This window comes from Mycobacterium kubicae (assembly GCF_015689175.1).
In the GTDB taxonomy this organism is placed as follows: Bacteria; Actinomycetota; Actinomycetes; order Mycobacteriales; family Mycobacteriaceae; genus Mycobacterium; species Mycobacterium kubicae.
Map to the genome: position 1 here is coordinate 229,549 of NZ_CP065047.1, position 19,500 is coordinate 249,048.

Annotated in this window: 18 protein-coding genes; 4 read left to right on the plus strand and 14 right to left on the minus strand. The window is 65.1% G+C overall.

Annotation, left to right across the window (positions count from 1 at the left end; translation table 11 throughout):
* Window positions 1-4: 4 nt before the first annotated feature.
* Both I2456_RS01130 and I2456_RS01135 read right to left on the minus strand, forming a co-directional pair.
* Entirely contained in the window at window positions 5-745 is a 741-nt protein-coding gene (locus I2456_RS01130; protein WP_308203603.1) for an SDR family NAD(P)-dependent oxidoreductase, read from the minus strand.
* A gap of 271 nt (window positions 746-1,016) precedes the next feature.
* Window positions 1,017-1,937 (minus strand): ribonuclease Z, encoded by a 921-nt coding sequence (locus tag I2456_RS01135; protein ID WP_085073790.1) that lies wholly within the window; start codon window positions 1,935-1,937, stop codon window positions 1,017-1,019.
* A 69-nt stretch (window positions 1,938-2,006) separates the two neighbouring features.
* Between I2456_RS01135 and I2456_RS01140 the strand changes: the two genes are divergently transcribed.
* Entirely contained in the window at window positions 2,007-2,726 is a 720-nt protein-coding gene (locus tag I2456_RS01140) for an NUDIX hydrolase (protein ID WP_085073792.1), read from the plus strand.
* 3 nt (window positions 2,727-2,729) lie between these two features.
* On the opposite strand, the gene I2456_RS01145 is transcribed toward I2456_RS01140, so the two are convergent.
* The 6 genes from I2456_RS01145 to I2456_RS01170 form a co-directional block, all read right to left on the minus strand.
* Entirely contained in the window at window positions 2,730-3,398 is a 669-nt protein-coding gene (locus I2456_RS01145) for a DUF1684 domain-containing protein (RefSeq protein ID WP_085073793.1), read from the minus strand.
* Between the two features lie 116 nt (window positions 3,399-3,514).
* On the minus strand, window positions 3,515-4,594 hold the full coding sequence (locus tag I2456_RS01150; protein WP_085073794.1) for an LLM class flavin-dependent oxidoreductase: 1,080 nt from the start codon (window positions 4,592-4,594) through the stop codon (window positions 3,515-3,517).
* A 68-nt stretch (window positions 4,595-4,662) separates the two neighbouring features.
* Window positions 4,663-6,318, minus strand: a complete 1,656-nt coding sequence (locus I2456_RS01155) for an alpha-keto acid decarboxylase family protein (RefSeq protein WP_085073795.1) — start codon at window positions 6,316-6,318, stop codon at window positions 4,663-4,665.
* A 95-nt stretch (window positions 6,319-6,413) separates the two neighbouring features.
* Window positions 6,414-6,869, minus strand: coding sequence for a hypothetical protein (locus tag I2456_RS01160; RefSeq protein ID WP_082952205.1), 456 nt, complete (start codon window positions 6,867-6,869; stop codon window positions 6,414-6,416).
* A 13-nt stretch (window positions 6,870-6,882) separates the two neighbouring features.
* Window positions 6,883-9,087: an RNA polymerase recycling motor ATPase HelR gene (helR, locus tag I2456_RS01165; protein WP_241007836.1), complete on the minus strand. Its 2,205-nt coding sequence runs from the start codon at window positions 9,085-9,087 to the stop codon at window positions 6,883-6,885.
* A gap of 141 nt (window positions 9,088-9,228) precedes the next feature.
* The gene (locus tag I2456_RS01170) at window positions 9,229-9,969 is read right to left on the minus strand and encodes a haloacid dehalogenase type II (RefSeq protein ID WP_085073796.1); all 741 of its coding nucleotides are present in this window, start codon (window positions 9,967-9,969) and stop codon (window positions 9,229-9,231) included.
* 155 nt (window positions 9,970-10,124) lie between these two features.
* Here I2456_RS01170 and I2456_RS01175 point away from each other — a divergent pair, with 155 nt between their 5' ends.
* Entirely contained in the window at window positions 10,125-11,111 is a 987-nt protein-coding gene (locus tag I2456_RS01175) for a ketopantoate reductase family protein (protein WP_241008039.1), read from the plus strand.
* Window positions 11,112-11,114: 3 nt separating this feature from the next.
* Here I2456_RS01175 and I2456_RS01180 read toward each other — a convergent pair whose 3' ends face one another.
* Window positions 11,115-11,837, minus strand: coding sequence for a glycine betaine ABC transporter substrate-binding protein (locus tag I2456_RS01180; RefSeq protein ID WP_085073798.1), 723 nt, complete (start codon window positions 11,835-11,837; stop codon window positions 11,115-11,117).
* Window positions 11,838-11,975: 138 nt separating this feature from the next.
* Here I2456_RS01180 and I2456_RS01185 point away from each other — a divergent pair, with 138 nt between their 5' ends.
* Complete coding sequence (locus I2456_RS01185) at window positions 11,976-12,866, plus strand: SAM-dependent methyltransferase (protein ID WP_085073799.1); 891 nt, start codon at window positions 11,976-11,978, stop codon at window positions 12,864-12,866.
* 7 nt (window positions 12,867-12,873) lie between these two features.
* Here I2456_RS01185 and I2456_RS01190 read toward each other — a convergent pair whose 3' ends face one another.
* On the minus strand, window positions 12,874-13,920 hold the full coding sequence (locus tag I2456_RS01190; RefSeq protein ID WP_241007837.1) for a DUF3533 domain-containing protein: 1,047 nt from the start codon (window positions 13,918-13,920) through the stop codon (window positions 12,874-12,876).
* 222 nt (window positions 13,921-14,142) lie between these two features.
* Between I2456_RS01190 and I2456_RS01195 the strand changes: the two genes are divergently transcribed.
* The gene (locus I2456_RS01195) at window positions 14,143-14,799 is read left to right on the plus strand and encodes a hypothetical protein (RefSeq protein ID WP_205880196.1); all 657 of its coding nucleotides are present in this window, start codon (window positions 14,143-14,145) and stop codon (window positions 14,797-14,799) included.
* Here the strand turns inward: I2456_RS01195 and I2456_RS01200 are convergent, their stop codons facing one another.
* From I2456_RS01200 to I2456_RS01215, 4 genes are all read right to left on the minus strand, one after another.
* Window positions 14,800-15,942 (minus strand): MFS transporter, encoded by a 1,143-nt coding sequence (locus I2456_RS01200; RefSeq protein ID WP_085073802.1) that lies wholly within the window; start codon window positions 15,940-15,942, stop codon window positions 14,800-14,802. It abuts the gene before it with no gap.
* A 356-nt stretch (window positions 15,943-16,298) separates the two neighbouring features.
* Window positions 16,299-17,495 carry a glycosyltransferase gene (locus I2456_RS01205; RefSeq protein WP_085073804.1) on the minus strand — a complete coding sequence of 399 codons (1,197 nt, stop codon included), beginning with the start codon at window positions 17,493-17,495 and terminating at the stop codon, window positions 16,299-16,301.
* Window positions 17,496-17,560: 65 nt separating this feature from the next.
* Window positions 17,561-19,027 carry an FAD-dependent oxidoreductase gene (locus I2456_RS01210; protein ID WP_085073806.1) on the minus strand — a complete coding sequence of 489 codons (1,467 nt, stop codon included), beginning with the start codon at window positions 19,025-19,027 and terminating at the stop codon, window positions 17,561-17,563.
* Window positions 19,027-19,431, minus strand: coding sequence for a hypothetical protein (locus tag I2456_RS01215; RefSeq protein ID WP_085073807.1), 405 nt, complete (start codon window positions 19,429-19,431; stop codon window positions 19,027-19,029). The genes I2456_RS01210 and I2456_RS01215 overlap by 1 nt, the downstream gene beginning before the upstream one ends.
* Between the last annotated feature and the right edge of the window lie 69 nt (window positions 19,432-19,500).

Sequence of the window (19,500 nt, forward strand, 5' to 3'; positions counted from 1 at the left end):
CTGATCAACCGGCGATCGCGCGCCGACCGCCGGCTACTTCCAACACGATGCCGGTGATGTAACTGGCCTTGTCGGAAGCTAGGAACACCACAGGCTCGGCGATCTCCTCGGGTTCGGCGATGCGACGCAGGGCGGTGGTATCGGCGATGGTTTGAAGGGTCGCGGCATCCATGTCGTCGGTTCCCGCGGAGCGTGTGGGTCCCGGTGCGACGGCATTGACCCGGACTCCCCTGTCGGCGTATTCGGCCGCCCACACTCGAGTGAGTTGCTCCAGGGCCGCTTTGGATGCCGCATACATTCCCGTGCCGGCGGTGGGCACGGTGGCAGCCAGCGTGCTGATGTTGACAATCGCGCCGCGGCCGCGTCGCGCCATACCGGGCGCAAGCAATCGCACCAGCACGTACGGGGCGCGGGTGTTGAGGTCCATGTGTAGCGCAAAACCGTCGTCGGTCATCTCGGCGGTGCCAAGGAACTGGTAAACGCCGGCGTTGTTGACCAAGATGTCGACGTCTCCGGCGTCGCGGGCTAAGCGTTCGATGTCGGCCGTGTCGCTCAGGTCGGCGGTGAGGAAGCGCGCGGTGCCACCTTGGGCGGTGATCTCGTGCACCACTTCTTCGGCACGAGCGCCGTTACGCCCATGCACGATGACTCCGGCGCCTTCGGCCGCAAGTCGTTTGGCGATCGCTCTGCCAATCCCGGAGGTCGCCCCGGTGACTAGAGCCTTTTGACCGGACATGGTGTTCATGGCTTCTCCTGAAAGCTCTTCTGCCCTTGCAGGGTGTAGCAACTCGCGGTGAATGCCCGCTTGTTCCCAGGGGCCATAGTCAAGCAAAGGCGGGACGAGCGCAGTCAGACGGATCCGCGCCCGGCACCGTGTTGTCAACGTCGATGCTGATGCTCGCTGGTGGCGACAAAGGCGCAATAAGACTGATGGGATTGGGATGTCCGATTTGGCAACACATCTCGGCGAGCGAACACCGTCGCATGCTGTCCTTGGCCGGCGTATGACCTTCGAGCTAATCGGGTGTGCGCTTCGGCACGGGTATGCGGCTCAGGTCTTCGGCGATTACCAGGTCACCGTCGAACACCGCACCCGCTTCATCGCGGTGTTGTTCGGTGTCGGGATAGCGCTGGGAAAAATGTGTCAGCACCAAGCGCCGAATGCCGCAGTCGGCAGCCACTTGTGCGGCCTGGCGAGCGGTCAGGTGACCGTAACGGGCGGCCAGCTCTGCGTCTGCATGGAGGAACGTCGCCTCGATCACCAACATGTCAACCCCATCTGCCAGGGCATACACCGCGTCACACAATCGGGTGTCCATCACGAAGGCGAATCGCTGTCCACGTCGCAACTTGCTGACGTCGGACACGGTCACGGTGCGGTCGCCGACCTGAAGTGAGCCGCTCCGGTTCAACTCACGGACCATCGGTCCGGCGACGCCGAAACGCGCCAGCAGCTCGGGCACGAACCGGCGAGCGTCGGGCTCCACCAGCCGGTAACCGATCGCGTCGACTGAGTGGTCAAGCGCGCGCGCCTCGAGCACCCCGAACGCGTCGGTTGCGACCGGCCCGTCATCGACGACCGGTTCGGCGCGCAGGTCCGCGCGATCGTGGAAGAGACATGCGTGGTGCAGGCGGGCGAAATATTCGCGGCCGGAGGCTGGGAAGTGGGCGTGTACCGGGTGCTGCACTCCATCGAGCGACAGCCGCTGCACTACGCCGGGCACACCCAGGCAGTGGTCGCCATGAAAGTGGGTGAGGCACAAGCGCGTCACGGTACTGACCGGCACACCTGCCAACAGCATCTGACGTTGCGTGCCTTCGCCCGGGTCGAACAGGAATCCCTCGTTGTCCCAACGCAGCAGGTATCCGTTGTGGTTGCGGTGTCGAGTCGGCACCTGGCTGGCGGTACCCAGCACGATGAGCTCACGGACCGACACAAGTCGACCCTACGACGTGGCGTGGGGTTGATTACCGAGCGTTGTTCGCGTTCGGCATATGGTCGAACGGTGACAATCGCGTATGACGACGGGCTGCGGGAGGGGTTCCGGTCGCGTTTGGCCGGTCATGATCGTCGAAGTGTGACTGACCCGACCAAGCGGCGTGCCGCGGTGGCGGTGGTGATCGTCGACTCCGAGGTGGGCGAGGATCGGGTTGACCCGGCCCCGGTGGATGAGTGGATCGGTGGGCGACCGTTGCCCGAGGCCGGTTTGGACGGTCACATGATCAACGTCTCGGGTGGTGCCGCGTTCCTGTTGTGTCGCAGGGCATCTCGCCTCAATGCGCATCCCGCCCAGTGGGCGTTGCCCGGTGGCCGACTCGACCCCGGAGAAACGGTCATCGACGCAGCGCTGCGCGAATTGGACGAGGAGCTCGGCATTGGGCTAGCCGACGCGAACGTGCTGGGCCTATTGGACGACTACCCGACGCGGTCGGGATACGTGATCACCCCCGTGGTGATCTGGGGTGGCGGCCGATTGAATCCCCAACCGGCGCCTGACGAGGTGCTGGCGGTCTACCGGGTCGGACTGCATCAACTCCAACGGAAGGATTCGCCACGGTTCATTTCCATCCCGGAGAGCCCGCGGCCGGTCGTGCAGATCCCGTTGGGCAACGACCTGATCCACGCCCCGACCGGCGCGGTGCTGCTGCAACTGCGGTGGCTGTGCCTGGAAGGCCGACACGACCCGGTGGACCAACTGGAGCAACCGGTCTTCGCCTGGAGGTAGCCGTTATCGCGGGTTCTTCTCACCGGCTGCAACGGCGACCGGCAGCCTGTTCTCGGTCGGCGCCACCGGGCAGGTGGCGAAGTCGGTGAAAGAGCAAGGCAAGTTCGACGCCCGGTTGAAGTCCAGCGTCACCGCCCCATCGGGGTCCGGGTCTGCAACCGAAAGTGACCTCGCGGCAGGATAAGTCGTCACACCGCTGGTGGCGTCGGTGAACAAGAGCTGCAATCCGCCGGTTTTGCCGCGGAACGCGACCAACTGGTGGGCGGCGCCGTTCAGTTCGAAGTGAACAACGCCGACGGCTTGATGGTGGTGCTGCAGTCCTTCGACGACGGCGCCCGTCGTGACGGTCGTCGGCTGCTGGTATGGGATGAATGAACCCGAGACAACCCAGCGCCGGCTGGGAGGGTACGTCGGAATTCCTCGGTACGTAGCCAGGTATGGCGACTTCGGGTCATGTACACGCAACGCAGCCGAGCCGGTTCGGCGGATGACTTCGACCCGGCGGTCCGCGACGTCGACAAGCAATCCCGGGGCCCCTTCGACTGGTTCGAGCCGGTCCGCGCCCTCGATGCCTTCCACATACACCGCGTCGGTGTCGGCCCGCCATCGACCGGGAAGGTCGGCGACTTGCGCGAATTGGTCACTGAGCCAATACAAGCCGGTGATGCTCACCCATCCCAGCGGATCACCGTAGTAGCGTTCGCGTTCACTGTGCCACTGGTTCCACTGTGCCTCGAACGCTGCTGTGGGTGGTCTCCACGTTGCTGGTCATTGTGTGACCATCCTTTCTAACCGGCTTGTCGGGCAGCGTTTCCCAGACGCAGCTGGGAGATGAGAGGGCGGCTCGGCATGTGCGCACGCAGGACCGGCGCAACCTCGGATTGGAACAGTTCCAGGCTACGACGCTGCTGAGCGGGGGTCACGCCGTCGGCATCGGCGCTGAGATGCATGACTTCATGGCCGAGCTGTTCGTGATAGCGACCGACCTTGTCGATGACCTGCTCGGGACTGCCGATCACCGCCGAACTGCGCGCTACGAAATCTTCCACCGAGTCGAACACCACAGGCATGCCGACCCGGCGCTGTACGGCCAACCGCGCCTCGATCACCGGCCGGTAGGTAGCCAGGGCCTCCTGAGACGTCGGCGCCACGTAGAAGCCGGCGGTCCCCGCACCCACCAACGCATCCTCGGGTCGGTGGCCGTAGAACTCCCAACGTTGCCGATAGTGACGTACCAGTTCGGCATACGGCTCGACCGTGTTGCTCACGTTGGCGGAGAAGATGGGGTCACCGTGGCGAGCGGCGAGATCCACCGAGTCCCTACTCGTTGCGCTGCCGTGCCAGATCCGGATCCTGGCCTGCAGCGGCCGAGGGACCGTCTTGGCGTCGACGAGCTCCGGGCGGAAGTGGCCCGACCATGTCACGCGCTCGTTCTGCCACAGCTGCCGGAACAGCTCGTACCCTTCTCGGTTGCGGTCCCATTGGTCGGCGGCGGTCACGTGGAACAACTCTGCCTGCGCCGCGCCGTTCCCCTTCCCGATGATCAGCTCCAGCCGCCCATCGGACAGATTGTCCAGCGTCGAATAGTCCTCGAACGCGCGCACCGGATCCAGCAGACTCAACGTCGTCACGCCGGTGAACAGGCCAATCGTCGATGTTCGCGCCGCGATGTTGCTCAGCACGACCGGCGGAGACGACGAGATGAACGGATCCTCGTGCCGCTCGCCCACCGCAAAACCGTCGTATCCGAGTTCCTCGGCGAGCACCGCCTTCTCGATCACCTCGCGCAGGCGATTGGCCGCGCTCTTCTTCTCGCCTGTGACCGGGTCGGGAAGGTGCGTAATCAGCGTTATCAGCAGGAACTTCATCGAATTGGAAAAACGGGGTGTGTCGCTTCTTCATTCCCGCGGCTGCTGCGCCGACGCACACAGTCACCTCAGCCGATGTTGTAGAGCGTCTTGACGTTCTCGTGCAGCTTGTTGGGTAGCGGCGGCGCTTCGTACGTATCGGTGACCACCTCGATGTAGGTGGCCTGGTCACCTTGGGCCGCCTTGGCCAGGGCCTCGTCGAGCTCACCGCAGGTCGTTACCCGCTCGGTGAACCAGTCGTCACACCCGAGGGCGTGCGGCAGCTCGGCGTAGTTCCAGGTAGCCACGTCGTTATAGACGATTCCGGGATCCTTGCACAGCAGCCGTTCGATGAGGTAGCCGGAGTTGTTCAGCACGAAGATGATTGGACGCAGTCCCAGGCGATGGAATTGGCTGATCTCCTGCACCGTCAACTGATGCGAGCCCTCCCCGGTGATCAGCACCACCCGGCGGTCGGGTGCGGCGACGGCGGCTCCGAGGGAGGCCGGGGTAGCCCATCCGATCGCGCCCCACAGTGTCTGGTTGTAGAAGCGCGCGCCGTGGGGCAGCTGAGCAAACGCTAATCCCATCGAGCAGGTCCCTGTCTCGGCGATGACGATGTCGTCTTCCCGAAGGAAGTCGGCCCAGCGCGGATACAGCGCCGCCGCGGTAATCGGTTCGGCGGCTGATCCGACCACCGGGCCCAATGAGGTGGGCCGCGGCCCCGGCGGGAAGCGCTTGGTCCAGGCGCGACTCGCCAGCTCGCGCAGAACGTCGGCCATCTCTACGTTTTGGTAGACCGCGGAGCCGACCGTGGTGCGGTGCAGGCCGATGTCGATGGTGCGGGCGGGGTCGAGGCGGGCGGTGAACGCGCCGGTGTTGAAGTCCGTCTGCATTGTGCCCACCGTGATGACGACGTCCGCGGACTCGACGAACACCCGGACGTCTTCTTCCATGAGTTGACCGTCGTACATACCGATGTAGCGGGGGTGGTCTTCATCAATCGCCGACTTGTCGGCGAACATGGTGGCAAAGGGCAGTCCCGCCGCATCGACGAACTGGGTTGCGATGTCGGTGATGTGAAGTCGGTGCAGCAGGAGTCCCGGCAGCACGCATGCCGTCGAAGCGGCGGAGAGCGCTTGTGCGACGGCGTCGACCGCTGCGGTCAAAGCCTCGGGCTCGCTGACGGGAAGGGGCAGCGGCGCCGAGGTCGCCAATATGGGCTTGTCGACCACGTCGGTGGGAAAGGCCAAGTACACCGGGCGGCGGTTGTACAACGCTTCGTGAATCAGCCGCTCGGTCTCGGACACCACGTTGGCCGGGGTGATGATGGCGCTTGCGCCGACGACGATGTCCGCCATCTTGCGGAACAACTCGAACTCCCCGTTGCCCAGCGTGTGATGCACCAGAGCGCGGTTGGCCTGCGTCGCGAGGTTGGGCATGCCGACGAGATGGAAGACGGGCAGGTGTTCGGCGTAGGCGCCGGCCACCGCGCTGATCGCACTCAACTCGCCGACACCGTAAGTGGTGCTCACGGCGCCCACACCCCGAACGCGCGCGTAGCCGTCGGCCGCGTATGCGGCGTTGAGTTCGTTGCAGCAGCCGATCCAGTTGATTTCGGGGTGCGCCACGATCGCGTCGTGCATGGGGAACGCGAAATCGCCTGGGACGCCGAAGACGTCGCTGATGCCGATCTCGTGGAGACGACGCAGAACGTAGTCGATGACGGTAGGGGTGGTGGACATCTGGAACCCGATCTTTCGGAGACGAATGGGCGTGGTCGGCCGGACCAACGTTACGAAGGTAGCGTCATCGGGTCCAATGGAAATTGGCTATGCCTTCATGCACGTAATTTATGAGCGGGCGGGTATTGCCCAGGCTCCACATGAACGTTCCGGGCGCCCTTGACGTTTCGCAGCCCCGAGCAATTCACACAGCCGACGCACCCCACGCAGTCCGTGCAGCGCACGCATCCCACGCAGGCTGCACATCGGGTACAGGCGATACATGCCAGGCATGCCACGCACTCGCGGATACCAACACACAAGACACTCAACGCGCTGGCGATCACCGCGACACTGCCCGCAGTGAGGGCGGAACCGGCCACCGCCACGCTGCCTGCGGTCGCGACCGATCCGGCGACCGCGACGGAGCCCGCGGTCGAGGCTGATCCGGCCACGGCGGTGCTTCCTGCGGTCGCGACCGATCCGGCGACGCCAACACTCTGGATCGTGGCTACCGAGCCGACGATTGCGTCGGCGTCGACGGTGGTCCCCACATCCCACTGCAATGCCATACGCCCCATGATGTCAGCCCGGCGACCCTATTTCGACGAGTCCGGACAATGCTGGCGGCAACGGGTCAACGTGCAAGACCCCCAGGCGTTGCGTCGCGCGAGTCAGCGCCACGTAGAGGTCGGCCGCGCCCCGCGGGCCGTCGGCGAGGATCTGTTCGGGCGCCACCACCAGCACCGCGTCGAACTCCAGACCTTTGGTTTGCGACGGTAGTACGGCATCTGACACACCCGCGGGTCCGATCACCACGCTGGTGCCTGGACGGCCAGTTTCGCCCTGAACGAATTCTTTGATGGCGGAGGGTATCTCGTCGGGGGATATGCGGCGAGACCAAGGGCGGAACCCGCAGGCGCGGACTGATTCCGGCGCTTGAACACCCGGTGCGAAGTCGGCCAACAGCGCGGTGGCGACGGCCATGATCTCGGCAGGTGTGCGGTAGTTGACCGACAACGATCGGTAGACCCACCGACCCGGCACATAGGGTTCGAGCATCGTGTCCCACGATGTCGCACCGGCCGCCGACCTGCGTTGGGCGAGGTCACCGACCACCGTGAAAGACCGGGCTGGACAGCGCCGCATCAGCACCCGCCAGTCCATTGCGGAAAGTTCCTGAGCCTCGTCGACAACGACATGGCCGTAAGTCCAGTCGCGGTCGGCTGTGGCGCGCTCGACCAGCTCACGCGTATCACGCTCGACGAACCGGTCCGCTAGCTCCGCGCCGTACAAGAGGTCTTTTGCGAGCAGGTGATCCTCGTCGTCCATGAGGTCCTCCCGGCTGGTCATCATGTCCAGCACTCCGGCGGCGTACTGCGCGCGTAGGGCGGCCTCGGTTTTTTGGGTCCGCTCGGCGGCCTCTTCGGCGGCCTTGTCGCGGCCCAGAAGGTCGACGAGCTCATCGAGCAGCGGAACGTCGGACACGGTCCACGCGTCCCCTTTGGAGCGCAATAGCGCAGGGTCCGCCCCGGCCGCGTGTAGCCGGTCGGCGGAGGTGTACAGGTCGGACAACAGCGCCTCGGGCGTCAGAATCGGCCACAGGGAGTCCAGCGCGGCACTGAATCGCTGGTTGCCGGCGAGCTCTTCGAGGAGGTCGCCGCGCAACTCCTCCCAAGCGGCACGATCCTGTCGGGTCAACCAGCCGCGGCCTATTCGCCCTATCGCCCGTTCGGTGAGCACCCAGGTGACGATGTCGGTGAACACGGTACGGGCCTCGTTGTGTGGCAGCCCACTGTCGCGGGCTTCCTGTCTGGCCCACTCAGCTGTCTCGGCGTCGATTCGCACGGTGACATCCGACAAGTCGATGAGCAGTGGCTCAGGTGGCAATCGTTGGCGGTCGGCCACCGCGGCCGCCAGCACATCCAACAGGCGCAGCGAACCCTTCAGTCGCGCGATCTGCGGGGCATCCTCGGCGGTGACGTGCAGACCGGGTACTAGGTCGCCGGTGGTCGTGAACACCACTTCGGATTCGCCCAGGGAGGGCAGCACCCGGCCGATGTGGTTCAGGAACGCGTGGTTGGGGCCAACGACCAGCACACCTTGATGTTCGAACCGATCCCGCAGGGTGTACAGCAGGTAGGCCACGCGGTGTAGCGCGACCACGGTCTTCCCGGTGCCCGGACCACCTTCGATCACCAGGACGCCCGGGTGGTCGAGCCGAATGATCTGGTCTTGCTCAGCCTGAATCGTCGCCACGATGTCGCGCATGCCGGCACCGCGCGGCGCGTTCACCGCCGCCAGCAGTGCTGCGTCACCGCGCTCTTCGCCACTGGGGTTGCCGAAGACCTCGTCGGTGAAATCGAGCACTTGGCGTCCGCGGGTGTGGAACTGTCGCCGCCGACGCATGTTCTCCGGCGCCGCGCCGGTCGCAACGTAGAACGCGCGCGCCGCTGGCGCCCGCCAGTCCAACAACAACGGTTCGTATTCGTTGGACTCGTCGAGAAGGCCGATGCGGCCGATGTACATTCGCTCGCCCGAAAGGCTGTCGAGTCGACCGAAACACAGGCCGCTGTCCGCGACATCCAATCGCTTCACCGCTTTGGCCAGTGATCGGACCGCCACGTCCCGCGCGACGAGTGTCCCGCCATCCATCATGTCCACGGGCTCACGCAAGGCGGCGGTGTAGCTGTCCTTCAGCTGCGTTCGCTCAGCGTCCAACCGGGCATAGAGAGCGGCGACATAGGCGCGCTCTGATCGCAATTCGTCTTCGTAATCCTGAGTTGACACATGCCCCCATATGCGCGAGTTCCGGCCCAGATTTTGGTCTGGCCAGCGATTGTGCGGCATACCCCGGGTCTTGCCGCAAGCCCCGGGGTCGGATATAGATTGAAGGTGAGAACGACCGATCGTCTTCTCAGTGTTGCGACCTCATCCGAACATCAACGTCGCGAGTTCACCTATCGAGGACCCGGATACATCCCAGCGACCCGAGGGCTCCAGGTCGCTGGTCTGCCCCGGGCCGTGCTCCTGCGGCCTGGCCACGAATCCCGTTGCCAAACCAGCTTTTTGGGCGGCCGCCAGGTCGCGATTGTGGGCCGCCATGAGCATCACCTCACCCGGCGCCAGGTCGAGCAGGCGCGCGGGCGCCAAGTAGGCCTGCGGGTCGGGCTTGTAGGCCCGACTGATATCCGAACCCAGCACCACATCCCATGGCAAACCGGCATGTTTCGCCATCTCCACCAGCAGCCCGGTGTTGCCGTTGGACAGCGGGCCGACAATGACATGACGCTTCATGGCGGAGATGCCGTCGACGCTATCCGGCCACGGCGGCAACCAACGCCACGAGCGGGCCAGCGCCCGCAATTCGTCGTCCGGAAACTCCTCCGGTCGCATTCCGAGGTCGCTCAGCGATGCCTCCAGATTTTCTCGGTGCAGTACGTCCAGCGAGGCGAAGTCCCGGCGACCTGAGCGCACCGCCTCCATAGCGGGCTGATAGCGCATGCGCCAGTCAGCGGCGAACGCCAGCGGTTCCACGCTCAAGTCGTGCTGTTGCGCGAACTCACGGATTGCCTGGGCGATGCCCGAGCGCCAGTCGACAACGGTTCCGAAGGTGTCGAAAAGTATCGCGCGCACTGTCAGACCCGTCGAGGGCGAACGATATTGGACCATCTCCAAAGGCTAGCCGTCCCAAGGAAGTGTTCAGGGAACAGCCGTAACCTCGCCAAGGTAGGGCACAGACCAACCGGAAGGCGCGGCCATTGTCTGCAGACGACCGCCGGTACGTGATCGTCGGCGCGGGCGCGATCGGCGGGACCGTGGGCGCAGTGTTGGCCCGAGCAGGAGTACCGGTGGTGCTGGTCGCGCGGGGCCGGCACGCCGAGGTACTGGCCGCAGCCGGCATGACGCTGCGGACACCCGACGGCACCTTCCACGTCCCCGTCACCGCGGTGATCGCGCCGGAGGAGGTGCGGTTGACAGAGCGCGACGTGCTGGTCTTCACGACGAAGACGCAACAACTCGATGCCGCTTTGCAGCAATGGGTTGATCAACCGGTCCATCGCGGCGACGGCCGTACCGGTACCGCAGGGGAACTGTTGCCGGTGCTAACGGCGCTCAACGGTGTTGCCGCCGAGGAGAAAGCGTTGCGCTACTTTCGCCGCGTCTTCGGTGTCTGTGTTTGGTTACCTGCCGTTCACTTGGAACCGGGCGAAGTTATTGCGCGGTCTTGGCCTGTGGTCGGGCAGTTTCATATAGGCCGCTGGCCCGCATCGGCAGGCACCGCGACCGACGCGCAACTGTTGGCTGAACTCGGCGAGTGCTGGGGCGCTGCGGGCATCCGGGTGCGCTTTCCCGATGACGTGGTCCCATGGAAGTACAACAAGCTATTGAGCAACCTCGGGAATGCCGTGGGTGCGCTGGCGGCCGATGCGGCCGATGTCAGCGACGTAGTGGCGGCCCTGCGCGCCGAAGCTGAGGACGTGTTGCATCGCGCGGGAATCGGGTATGTCTCATTCGAAACCTCCTCCAAGGCAAGGGCGGACGGGCCGACCGTGCGTCCGGTACCCGGCTGCAATGTCGGAGCAAGCAACTCGACCTGGCAGTCGTTGAGCCGCCATACCGGCAATGTCGAGACCGACTTTCTCAATGGGGAGATTGTGCGGATCGCTCACCGGCACGGCATCACGGCTCCTGTCAATGCCGCCCTGGCACGCGCCGCACGTGGGGCGGCGGGTAACGGCGTTGCCTTGAACAGCTATTCGGCCGAAAGCCTGCGAAATCTGTTGGGGTTGAATGTCGTTAATGAGAGGTGACGCTCAGCGCTGCAGCCTGTCGTCGAGTTCGCTCACCTTGGCGTTACCCAGGTGCAGCGCAGCCAATTCGGTCAAAGCGGCAGTGCCGATCCGCTGCTCGGCATCCCTGCGGACAAGCACGGTCGCTTGATCGGTGCCGCCGAGCAGACCCTTGGGCTCCTCGAGCTCGCGGATCTGGTAGCGGTGGTGTAACCATTGCGGTTGCCACAGCGGAATGACCACCCACCGCCTTTCGGCGACAGCGTCCACGAATCGGCCGAAGCACTGTGCTTGGGTGCCGGTCTCGAACCGGTACCCGGCCGCGTGCAACCCGTACTGCGACACGATGGCAGTGGAGAAGCGGCTGATGCCGGCGCCGGGATTGATTCCTTGAATCAGCCGTTCCATGTGTTGCAACGCCGGGGCCCGCAGCAGATCGGCAACTTCAGCCACCGCCTGGACCGGCACGTAGTCGGGCACGCCCCAGAGGCAGTACGGCTCGTAGAGAACGGCGACTTCTCGCACCTGCTCACGGAAGGGAGCCAGGTAGGCGCCGTGGCTGTCGGGGAGCCATGCGGCCACCAGGACATCGACCTCACCACTGCCGAGACGACGGAACATGTCCTCGTGCGGAGCGGCGGAGCGTTCGATGCGATGACCGTGTGCAACGAGGACGTTCTCGACTTCGCGCGCCGCCGCGTCGTGGAAGCTCAAGTCGATATGGCCGACCCGGACCGGCTCGCTCACCCGAGCACTCCTTCCTGAGCTGCAAGCTACGGCGGCGTACACTATGCGTTAGTTAAGCGAACAATGTTGACGCGGATGCCGAGGCACCTGCGCACCTACGTTGCCACGTCTCATATCGAAATGCAGCGGGAGGCCCTTATGTCGAGAGTCGCAGGCGATACCTGGGACATCGTGACCAGTGTGGGGTTCACGGCGCTGGCTGTGTGTGCGTCGCGCGCACTCGATGCCGCACTGGACCCGCCCTTGGCCAACGACGACTATGCCGCTGGTTTCGTCGAGGCGGCCGGCGAGCCGAGTCTGATTGCAGCAGTGGCTAATACGGACATGACTAGCGCGGCGGCGTTCAATGCGCAGTGGGTCGGCGTACGAACGCGGTTCTTCGATGACTTCTTCACCCGAGCCAGCGGGTCCGGTGTCCGGCAAGCTGTCATACTGGCAGCCGGATTGGACAGCCGCGCATACCGATTGGCGTGGCCGGTAGATCACACGCTGTTCGAGATCGACCAGCCTCGAGTGCTCGAATTCAAACAGCAGGTTCTCGACCTGCGCGGCGCGGTGCCCGCGACGCGTCGAGTCACCATTGCCACCGATCTGCGGGAGGACTGGGCGGGGGCGCTTGTTTCGGCGGGATTCGACCCGAACCAACCCACGGCATGGGCACTCGAAGGTTTGCTGCCCTATCTTCCCGGCGCGGCGCAAGACGCGCTGTTCGAGAGATTGGACGAATTGTCGGCAGTAGGCAGCCAGATCGCCGCCGAACTTGGTCCCGCGCCGGGCGAAATCCAGGAATTCGCCGACAGCATGCCGGCGATTGGCCAGGACGGTACCCAGCCCCCCGTGGCCGACTTGTGGTACGACGACCCGCGCGCCGACACCAAAATGTGGCTGGCGCAGCGCAATTGGGATGTGACCGGTACAGATCTGGTGCACCTGGCCGCCCACGAATATGGCCGCCCCTTCGCAGAGCTGCCACCGGTCTTCGAGCGGCTGTTGCGGACCAAATTCTTCACCGCTACCCGCACGGGGTGATTCTGGCCTAGTCCGTCGGGGAACGACCCAAGGCGCGGGAGCAGGTCACCAGCGCGGTCAGGGTCACCAGCAGCCAGGCAGCCAAGACCAGGAACGGCATGATCCGCTGTTGGTGCGGGAAGTAGGAGGCCGCGTGGATGGCCGAGACGGTCGCCCCGCTCGGCAGTGCGTGGTTGAGGAACGCGAATGGTTGCGGCAGCAACGATGGTGACACCGCACCACCTGACGAGGTATTGCCGAGCAAGATGAACACGCCCCAGGTGGGGATGATGGCCCATCGGTGAATCAGCACCAGCATGGTCGAGTTGAACGCGGCCGCGACCGCGATCTGCAGTGAAGTCAGCAGCCACAGCTCCGGGAACGGCGCATGCAGTGCATCCAGAATCGGTCCGGCCACCGCGGCAAGTGATGCACCGCCGGCGATCGCCAGGACGCCCAGACAGGCCAACCAACGGCCCAGCGTGAGCGTGTTGACGTTGGCGCGCAACTGAAACATCGTCACAAAGCCCAATATGGTCGCGGCTATGACGAGGTAGAACGTGGCCAGCCCACCGGGATCCGACGGCGGCAGCGGATGAAGATCGACAATGGGTAGCAGGTAGCGTCCGGGTGTCGGCTCGTCGAGTTGGGTCAGCACGTGCGCGGCCGAGGGGCCACTGGCACTGGAGATCAGCAGCTGCGGCGGTGTCTCGGTGGCGTCGATGACGGCGGTGATCGTTTGATGGTCGATCGCCGCGACCGCCGACTGGCGCGATGGGTAGCTGCGTACGTCGAAATCGTGCTGGCGCTGTTGCATTCCGGCGATGATCGGGCCGGTGACCGACGTCGGGCCCACTACACCGATCGGAAGTTGCCGCGGAGACGGTCTGCCCAGCGCGACGGTGTAGGCGGCCGCGAAACTGGATGTCATCGCGAGCGCGATGGCAATCACGGCGGCGGCTTTGCGGGTCTCGAGCGGGATGCGGCGCAGCGACCATCGCCGATGCTGTGGGCGGATCAGCGGTTGACCGTCCGACAGGTCGGCGTCGCATGGCGCGGCTGGCTGGGGCGGCATGACGCCTCGGCTACCCAGCTGAAATTTGCAGAAACATCCGCGCCGCCGGTCCACGTGTCGCAAGGCCTGCTGCCTCCGCTTGCCATAGAGTGCCATCGCGAAGCCCTAAGCGAGTGGTTCCACAGCGAAAGATTGTGTCAGGTCATGGATCTCGAACGCATCACGCATCCGTTGAGGTTGGCCAGAGGGTCGCACCAGCCGGGATCGGGCAAAGGCTGTGCGATGAACGTCATTTCGTACATCAATGGCGACGAGCAAATCACTGACTTCCCGGCCACTTCGGCACGGCCGTTGGCATCGTTCGTGCAGTTGTGCAACGACCTGCTGGCTGGACCGGACGGCTATCTGTCCCCACAAGACAGTGTGGTTGTGGTGGATATGGGGTGGCTCACGGTGGGGACCGCCGATGTCGCCGAAACCGTCACCCATGCCTGGGTGACCAAGTTGTTGACCAGCCCGCCGTGGGGCGTCGTGCGATACGCCGAAGGCCCCGCGGCAAAGGCGATCTGCGACATCGCCGAGCTGCATCGCGGATTCCTTCCGGGCGACACGCCCTCGATTGCCGCCTGGGACAGTGCCGCTCGCATCGCGCGTCAGGTCAGTGGGACGGTTCGCGGGGCTGAGTTGTATGCGTTGCGGGCCGCAACGCAATCTACGGCGTTGGTCGAGACCGACGACTGGGACACCCTCGATGCGGTAACCGGTAATGCGTTGCGGGCACACAGGCTGGCCAATGGTGATGCCGGAGCCGCGCGCATATTGGAAGTCACCCGCAATGCCATTCGCTCCTGGCGGCGTCTAGGTGGCTTGAGCGTTGTGGGCAGCGCGCCGTTGTCGCCGGCCGGCGTCAAGCACCGCCAAGGCGCACCAGCGGCGTGATCATCGCTGGCGGTGGCTGTCTCGGCGCAGCCGTACCGCTCGACTGACCGCCGTCGCCGCCGCCAACACCGCCATCGCCCCGAGAAGCATGGCCGCGACTCCGTACCCGATCGTGGTAAGCAGCAGCGGCAGGCCAAAGCCGATGTAGGTGACGGCATAAAACACGCCGGTGATGGCGCCCCGCGAGCGCTTCGGTGCCGCGGCTTCCAGGTCGATCAGACCCTCGCGCAGACACAGACCCGACGCGCAACCGAGGACCACGAGCAGCGGCACACCCATCTCGACCGTCATGGTCCGCGGTGCAGTGGCCGCGAGGGCGTAACCCACCGCAGCCAGCGATGCACCGACCGTGCCGGTTTGCGGACCCCACCGGCGCAGCCTGGCCAGTACCTGGATCGATCCGCTGGCACCGTTGACGATCAGGGCGGCGGTTCCTGCGGCCACCGGAGCCGCGAGCCCGGTGTGCAGCCGCGTGGGAATTGTCACGAACGCCAGGGTGGCCGAGGCGAATACCCAGGGCGCCAACGGCATGGCCCAGCTCAAGGCTCGTGCGGCGCCATGCTGTCCGGAGGTCGCTTGCTGCCGACCGATAGCTGTCACCGGCTTCGGTGCGGCCGCGCGGTGTACGGCCACGACGGTTGCCACCGCCGCCAGCACGACGAGCGCGGCGGCCACCAGAAACGAAGCTTCGACGCCCCGTTGTCCGGCCGTGCCGATGATGCCGCCAGCGAAGGGTCCGATGGCGAAGCCGGCAGTGAGTACGGCTCCGGCCGTGGCGGCCCCGCCGGGGCCCTTGAGGTCGGACGCCCAAGCCGTGCAGGAACTAATGGCCAATCCGACGCCGACTCCGACGATGAGGCGACCTACCAGCAGTACCCCGGAGTGCTGCGAAAGCAGCATGGCTACGGTGCCCGCTAGAGCGCCAGCCGAACCTGCGTACGCCACCGACCGTCGCCCGAGCGCGTCCGAGATTCGCCCACCGATAAGCAAACCGGGAAGCAAGCCGACCGCGTAGACGCCGAAGACCGCGTTGAGTGTCGCGGCGCTCAGGTGCTGGTGGTCACTGATCACCGGCATCAGCGCGGCAAAGTGGTTGGCAGCCCAGCCAATTGCGAGCAGGACGGCCAGCACTGCGGCGAACATGGCATCGATCGCGGTTCCTGCAGAGCGGTCGGTTGCCACACGCGCCGTAGTCACCGCATTCCTCCGCAGGTCTCGTCATCTGGCCGACCGACGAAGTGAAACGACGGCCCGGATCAGGAAGTTATTCCCCGTTGGTTAGGGGACACAGTTGTTTTCGGGCGCCAGTACCAAGCCGTGCGCCGGTCCGAGGATTCGCCGACTTGGCACGCGGTTGTGGTCGGAGGGCCGCGGCTATTTGCTGCAGCCCACCGGGATAGGCGACCTTGGAGTTGGCTGGGAGATTTCTAGGCGGCGCCGCGCCCAGTCCCGTCCACCCACTGCTAGGTGTCCGTGGCGGTCGGTCGACGGCGCACGGTTCAGGGTAGGGCAATTCGCTGCAGAAGATCGGCGGTGTGGGCTGCGCTGGTCGCCGCTGCGGTCAACCGCGGGGCTAACGCGCGGGCGCGCTCTGCGTACTGCGGAGTGAGGATCGTGGTCAAGTCGGCGATCAACGATTCTTCGGTGGCAGTCCCGAAAGGCCGCCCGGTCCCGACACCGAGTTGGGTCACTGCGGCCGCCCACATCGGCTGATCAAGCCATAGCCAGTGAATATGCATCGGTATTCCGGCGCGCATAGCTGCGGCCGTCGTGCCGGCGCCACCATGATGGACCACTGCACGGCAAGCCGGAAAGATCACCGCATGGTTGACCGCAGCCACTATCTTGACGTGGTCTGAACGGGGAAAATCAGCCAATTGTTCTGCCGCGCTGCAGATTAACGCCCGCTGGTTGAGTTTGCGGCATGCCGTGCTGATCATGTGCACCGTATCGGCTGCCGATTCCAGCGGTGTGCTGCCGAAGCCGAAGTAAATCGGCGGTGCATCAGCGGCAATCCACGACAGGACATCCTCGTCAGCATCTGTCGGCAGTTCCAACGTCAGCGCGCCGACGAAGGGGCGTCGCGCTTCTGGCGATACCCATTCGGCGGCCCGTCCAGGTAAGCAGATCTCGTCATAGGCTTGGACTTCCAGGATCCCGCTTTCGGCCATCCGTTGCGCCGCGCTTTTCGACGTTTCCGGTAGTCCCAAGGCACGGCGTTGCGCGTCTTCGGAGTGCTTGGCGATGACCGTCGCGGGCCCCCCAGACGCCCAGAGTCGTTCGGGGAAATAGTGCAGTGCCGCAAACGGGATGCCGTAATACTCCGCGACATTGGCCGTGAGCCCCTGTTCATTGAAACCACTGACCAGCAAATCAGCGCCGTCAGCCAGCGACGTGAGAGTCGCGCTCTTCTCCGCGTCGACCGCGCTCACGTGTTGGATCACGTGACCGAGGAGATCGAACCAATTCTGGGGTTTGGTCGCCAAGTCGCGGACCAACTCGCTGGCGGGGTTCAACTGCTCGCGGGAGTCGGGTCCGTACGCCACGGCGGTGAGCCCTGCGGACTCGACGAACTTCAGCAAGTTGGGCGGAACGGTCATCTGCACCTGGTGCCCGCGGTGTAGCAGCTCCCGACCGAGCGCGGCGCAGGGTTCCACGTCGCCGCGACTTCCGTAGCTGACGACCACGACTTTCATCGGGGACGAACCTAACTCGTCATCCTCCGAGTGCTCGAGCCGGTGGGGGATGTGCGGTGTCCTGGTCAGTTGGCTACAGCCTGGCGCGCAGCTGCGGTCCAGCGACCGAGTGCGGCAAGCCACGCCGGCCGGTCCGCTGACCGGCCGGACCAGGCGATGTAGCCATCAGGCCGAACGAGGACCGCCGGACCGCCGTCGGCGCGCTCGGCTTGGAGCAGGCCGACATCGAGTGTTGACGCCCCCTGCTCACGAATCAACACGAAGCCCGGCCTGCGTTGCAGGCGGGTGAGGCGGTCGTGCGTCAAGGGAATCTGAGTCGCCCGGGTGCCCACCAGCGAACTGTCGCCTCGGCGATGGGCGTAGCGCAACGTAGTTCCGGCGAAGCTTCCCGCTATCGCGTCGCGCACGCGGGGAACGCGAAGTAGCTTGGGCGCCAATAGATTGCGTATCCCGCGGGCGAGCCGGGGATGCAGCGTGATGTTACGTGCCACGAGGCCGGACTGGACCAGGACACGCTTGCCGATCGGATGGCGCTCGTCGTGATAGCTGTCCAGAACGGCATCGGAGGCGCCATCAAGAGCCGCGTCGAGTTTCCAGGCGAGGTTGACGGCGTCTTGGATACCGGTGTTCATGCCTTGCCCGCCCATCGGGGAATGAACGTGCGCCGCGTCTCCGGCCAGGAACACACGACCATGCCGATATTGAGCGACTTGTCTTTCCTCACAACGGAATCGCGACTTCGATCCGACGTCGAGCAACTCAGGCTCGGCACCCAGCGCCCTGGCAAGAACGCCGGCGATCTCGTCATCGTGCACCGGCTCAGTGTTCGGTAGCTGGTTATGGCGGTCCCATTCCATCGCGCGATACCAGGAGCCGTCCGCGTCGTGTCGGCCGTAAGGGGCCAAGAAGCCGAACACATCACGGGTGCTGGCCAGGTGCAAGCCACCGCCGCTGGGTCCATGCGCCAATTTCACGTCCGCAAGCACGACGGAGGACAACACGGTCCTGCCCGGAAACTGCGCTCGCACCAAGGCGCGAACAGTGCTGTGGGCGCCGTCGGCGCCGATGAGGTACTTCGCCCGCCACTGTTGCTCAGTGCTGCCGTCGTGGCTGCGTGCGGTCACCGTTATGCCCTCGCCGTCTTGGTCAAGGCCGACGACCTCGACGCCCCGGCGGATGTCGGCGCCTCGTTCGACGGCGTAGCCCTCGAGTGCACGGTCTACGTTGGTCTGCGGCGCGACCATCACGAACCGGTACGGCGAATCCAGATGGCTGAGATCCAGTCGGGCGCCGGCGAAGAGGCGGACTGCCGGTGCTTTGTGCGAGTTCGCCAGGAGACCCTCGGCGACCCCGCGCGAATCGAGCAGCTCGAGTGTGCGCGCCATGGTGGCGAAGGCGCGGCTGGATGGATTGGTGGCAGGCCAGCGTTCCAACACGGTGACCGACCGGCCCGCGCGGGCCAAATCCCCGGCGGCGGTCAGTCCGGTGGGCCCGGCACCGACGACAAGGACGTCCGCGTGAGACCGTGTCATCACGCCACCACCTCGGGGTTCGGGTACCAGCGGCGGATGTCGTCGGGTGTCGCAGTGGCGGCGCGGTTGAACACAAACCGGCAACCCGGCTGTAAGGCGTGCGCCGCGTTGACAATCGCCTCGAACAGCAGGGTGTTGCTTGCCACCAGTCGCACCCCGGCGCCGATGAGAACCGCGTCGTAGTGGTTTGCCTGCAGCCAGCTGCGAGCCTTGGCGACACCGGCTTCACCGAAGTCGATGAGGCAGTTGTCGACCCGATATCCCGCTGCCCGCAGTGCGGCGACATTGTCGTCGTTCGCGGCCCGCAGGGTCTCTTTGGACAAGCCGGCGAATTGCGCGAAGTCGGCTGCCGTGTAGTCGATTACCTCGGGGTCGAGGCCGATTTGGATTGCTGTGACGGTCACTGCCGAAACTCCCTCGCCATCGAGTTCAACAACTGTTGAATCCGACGATAGCGAAGCCGATTGGCGGTG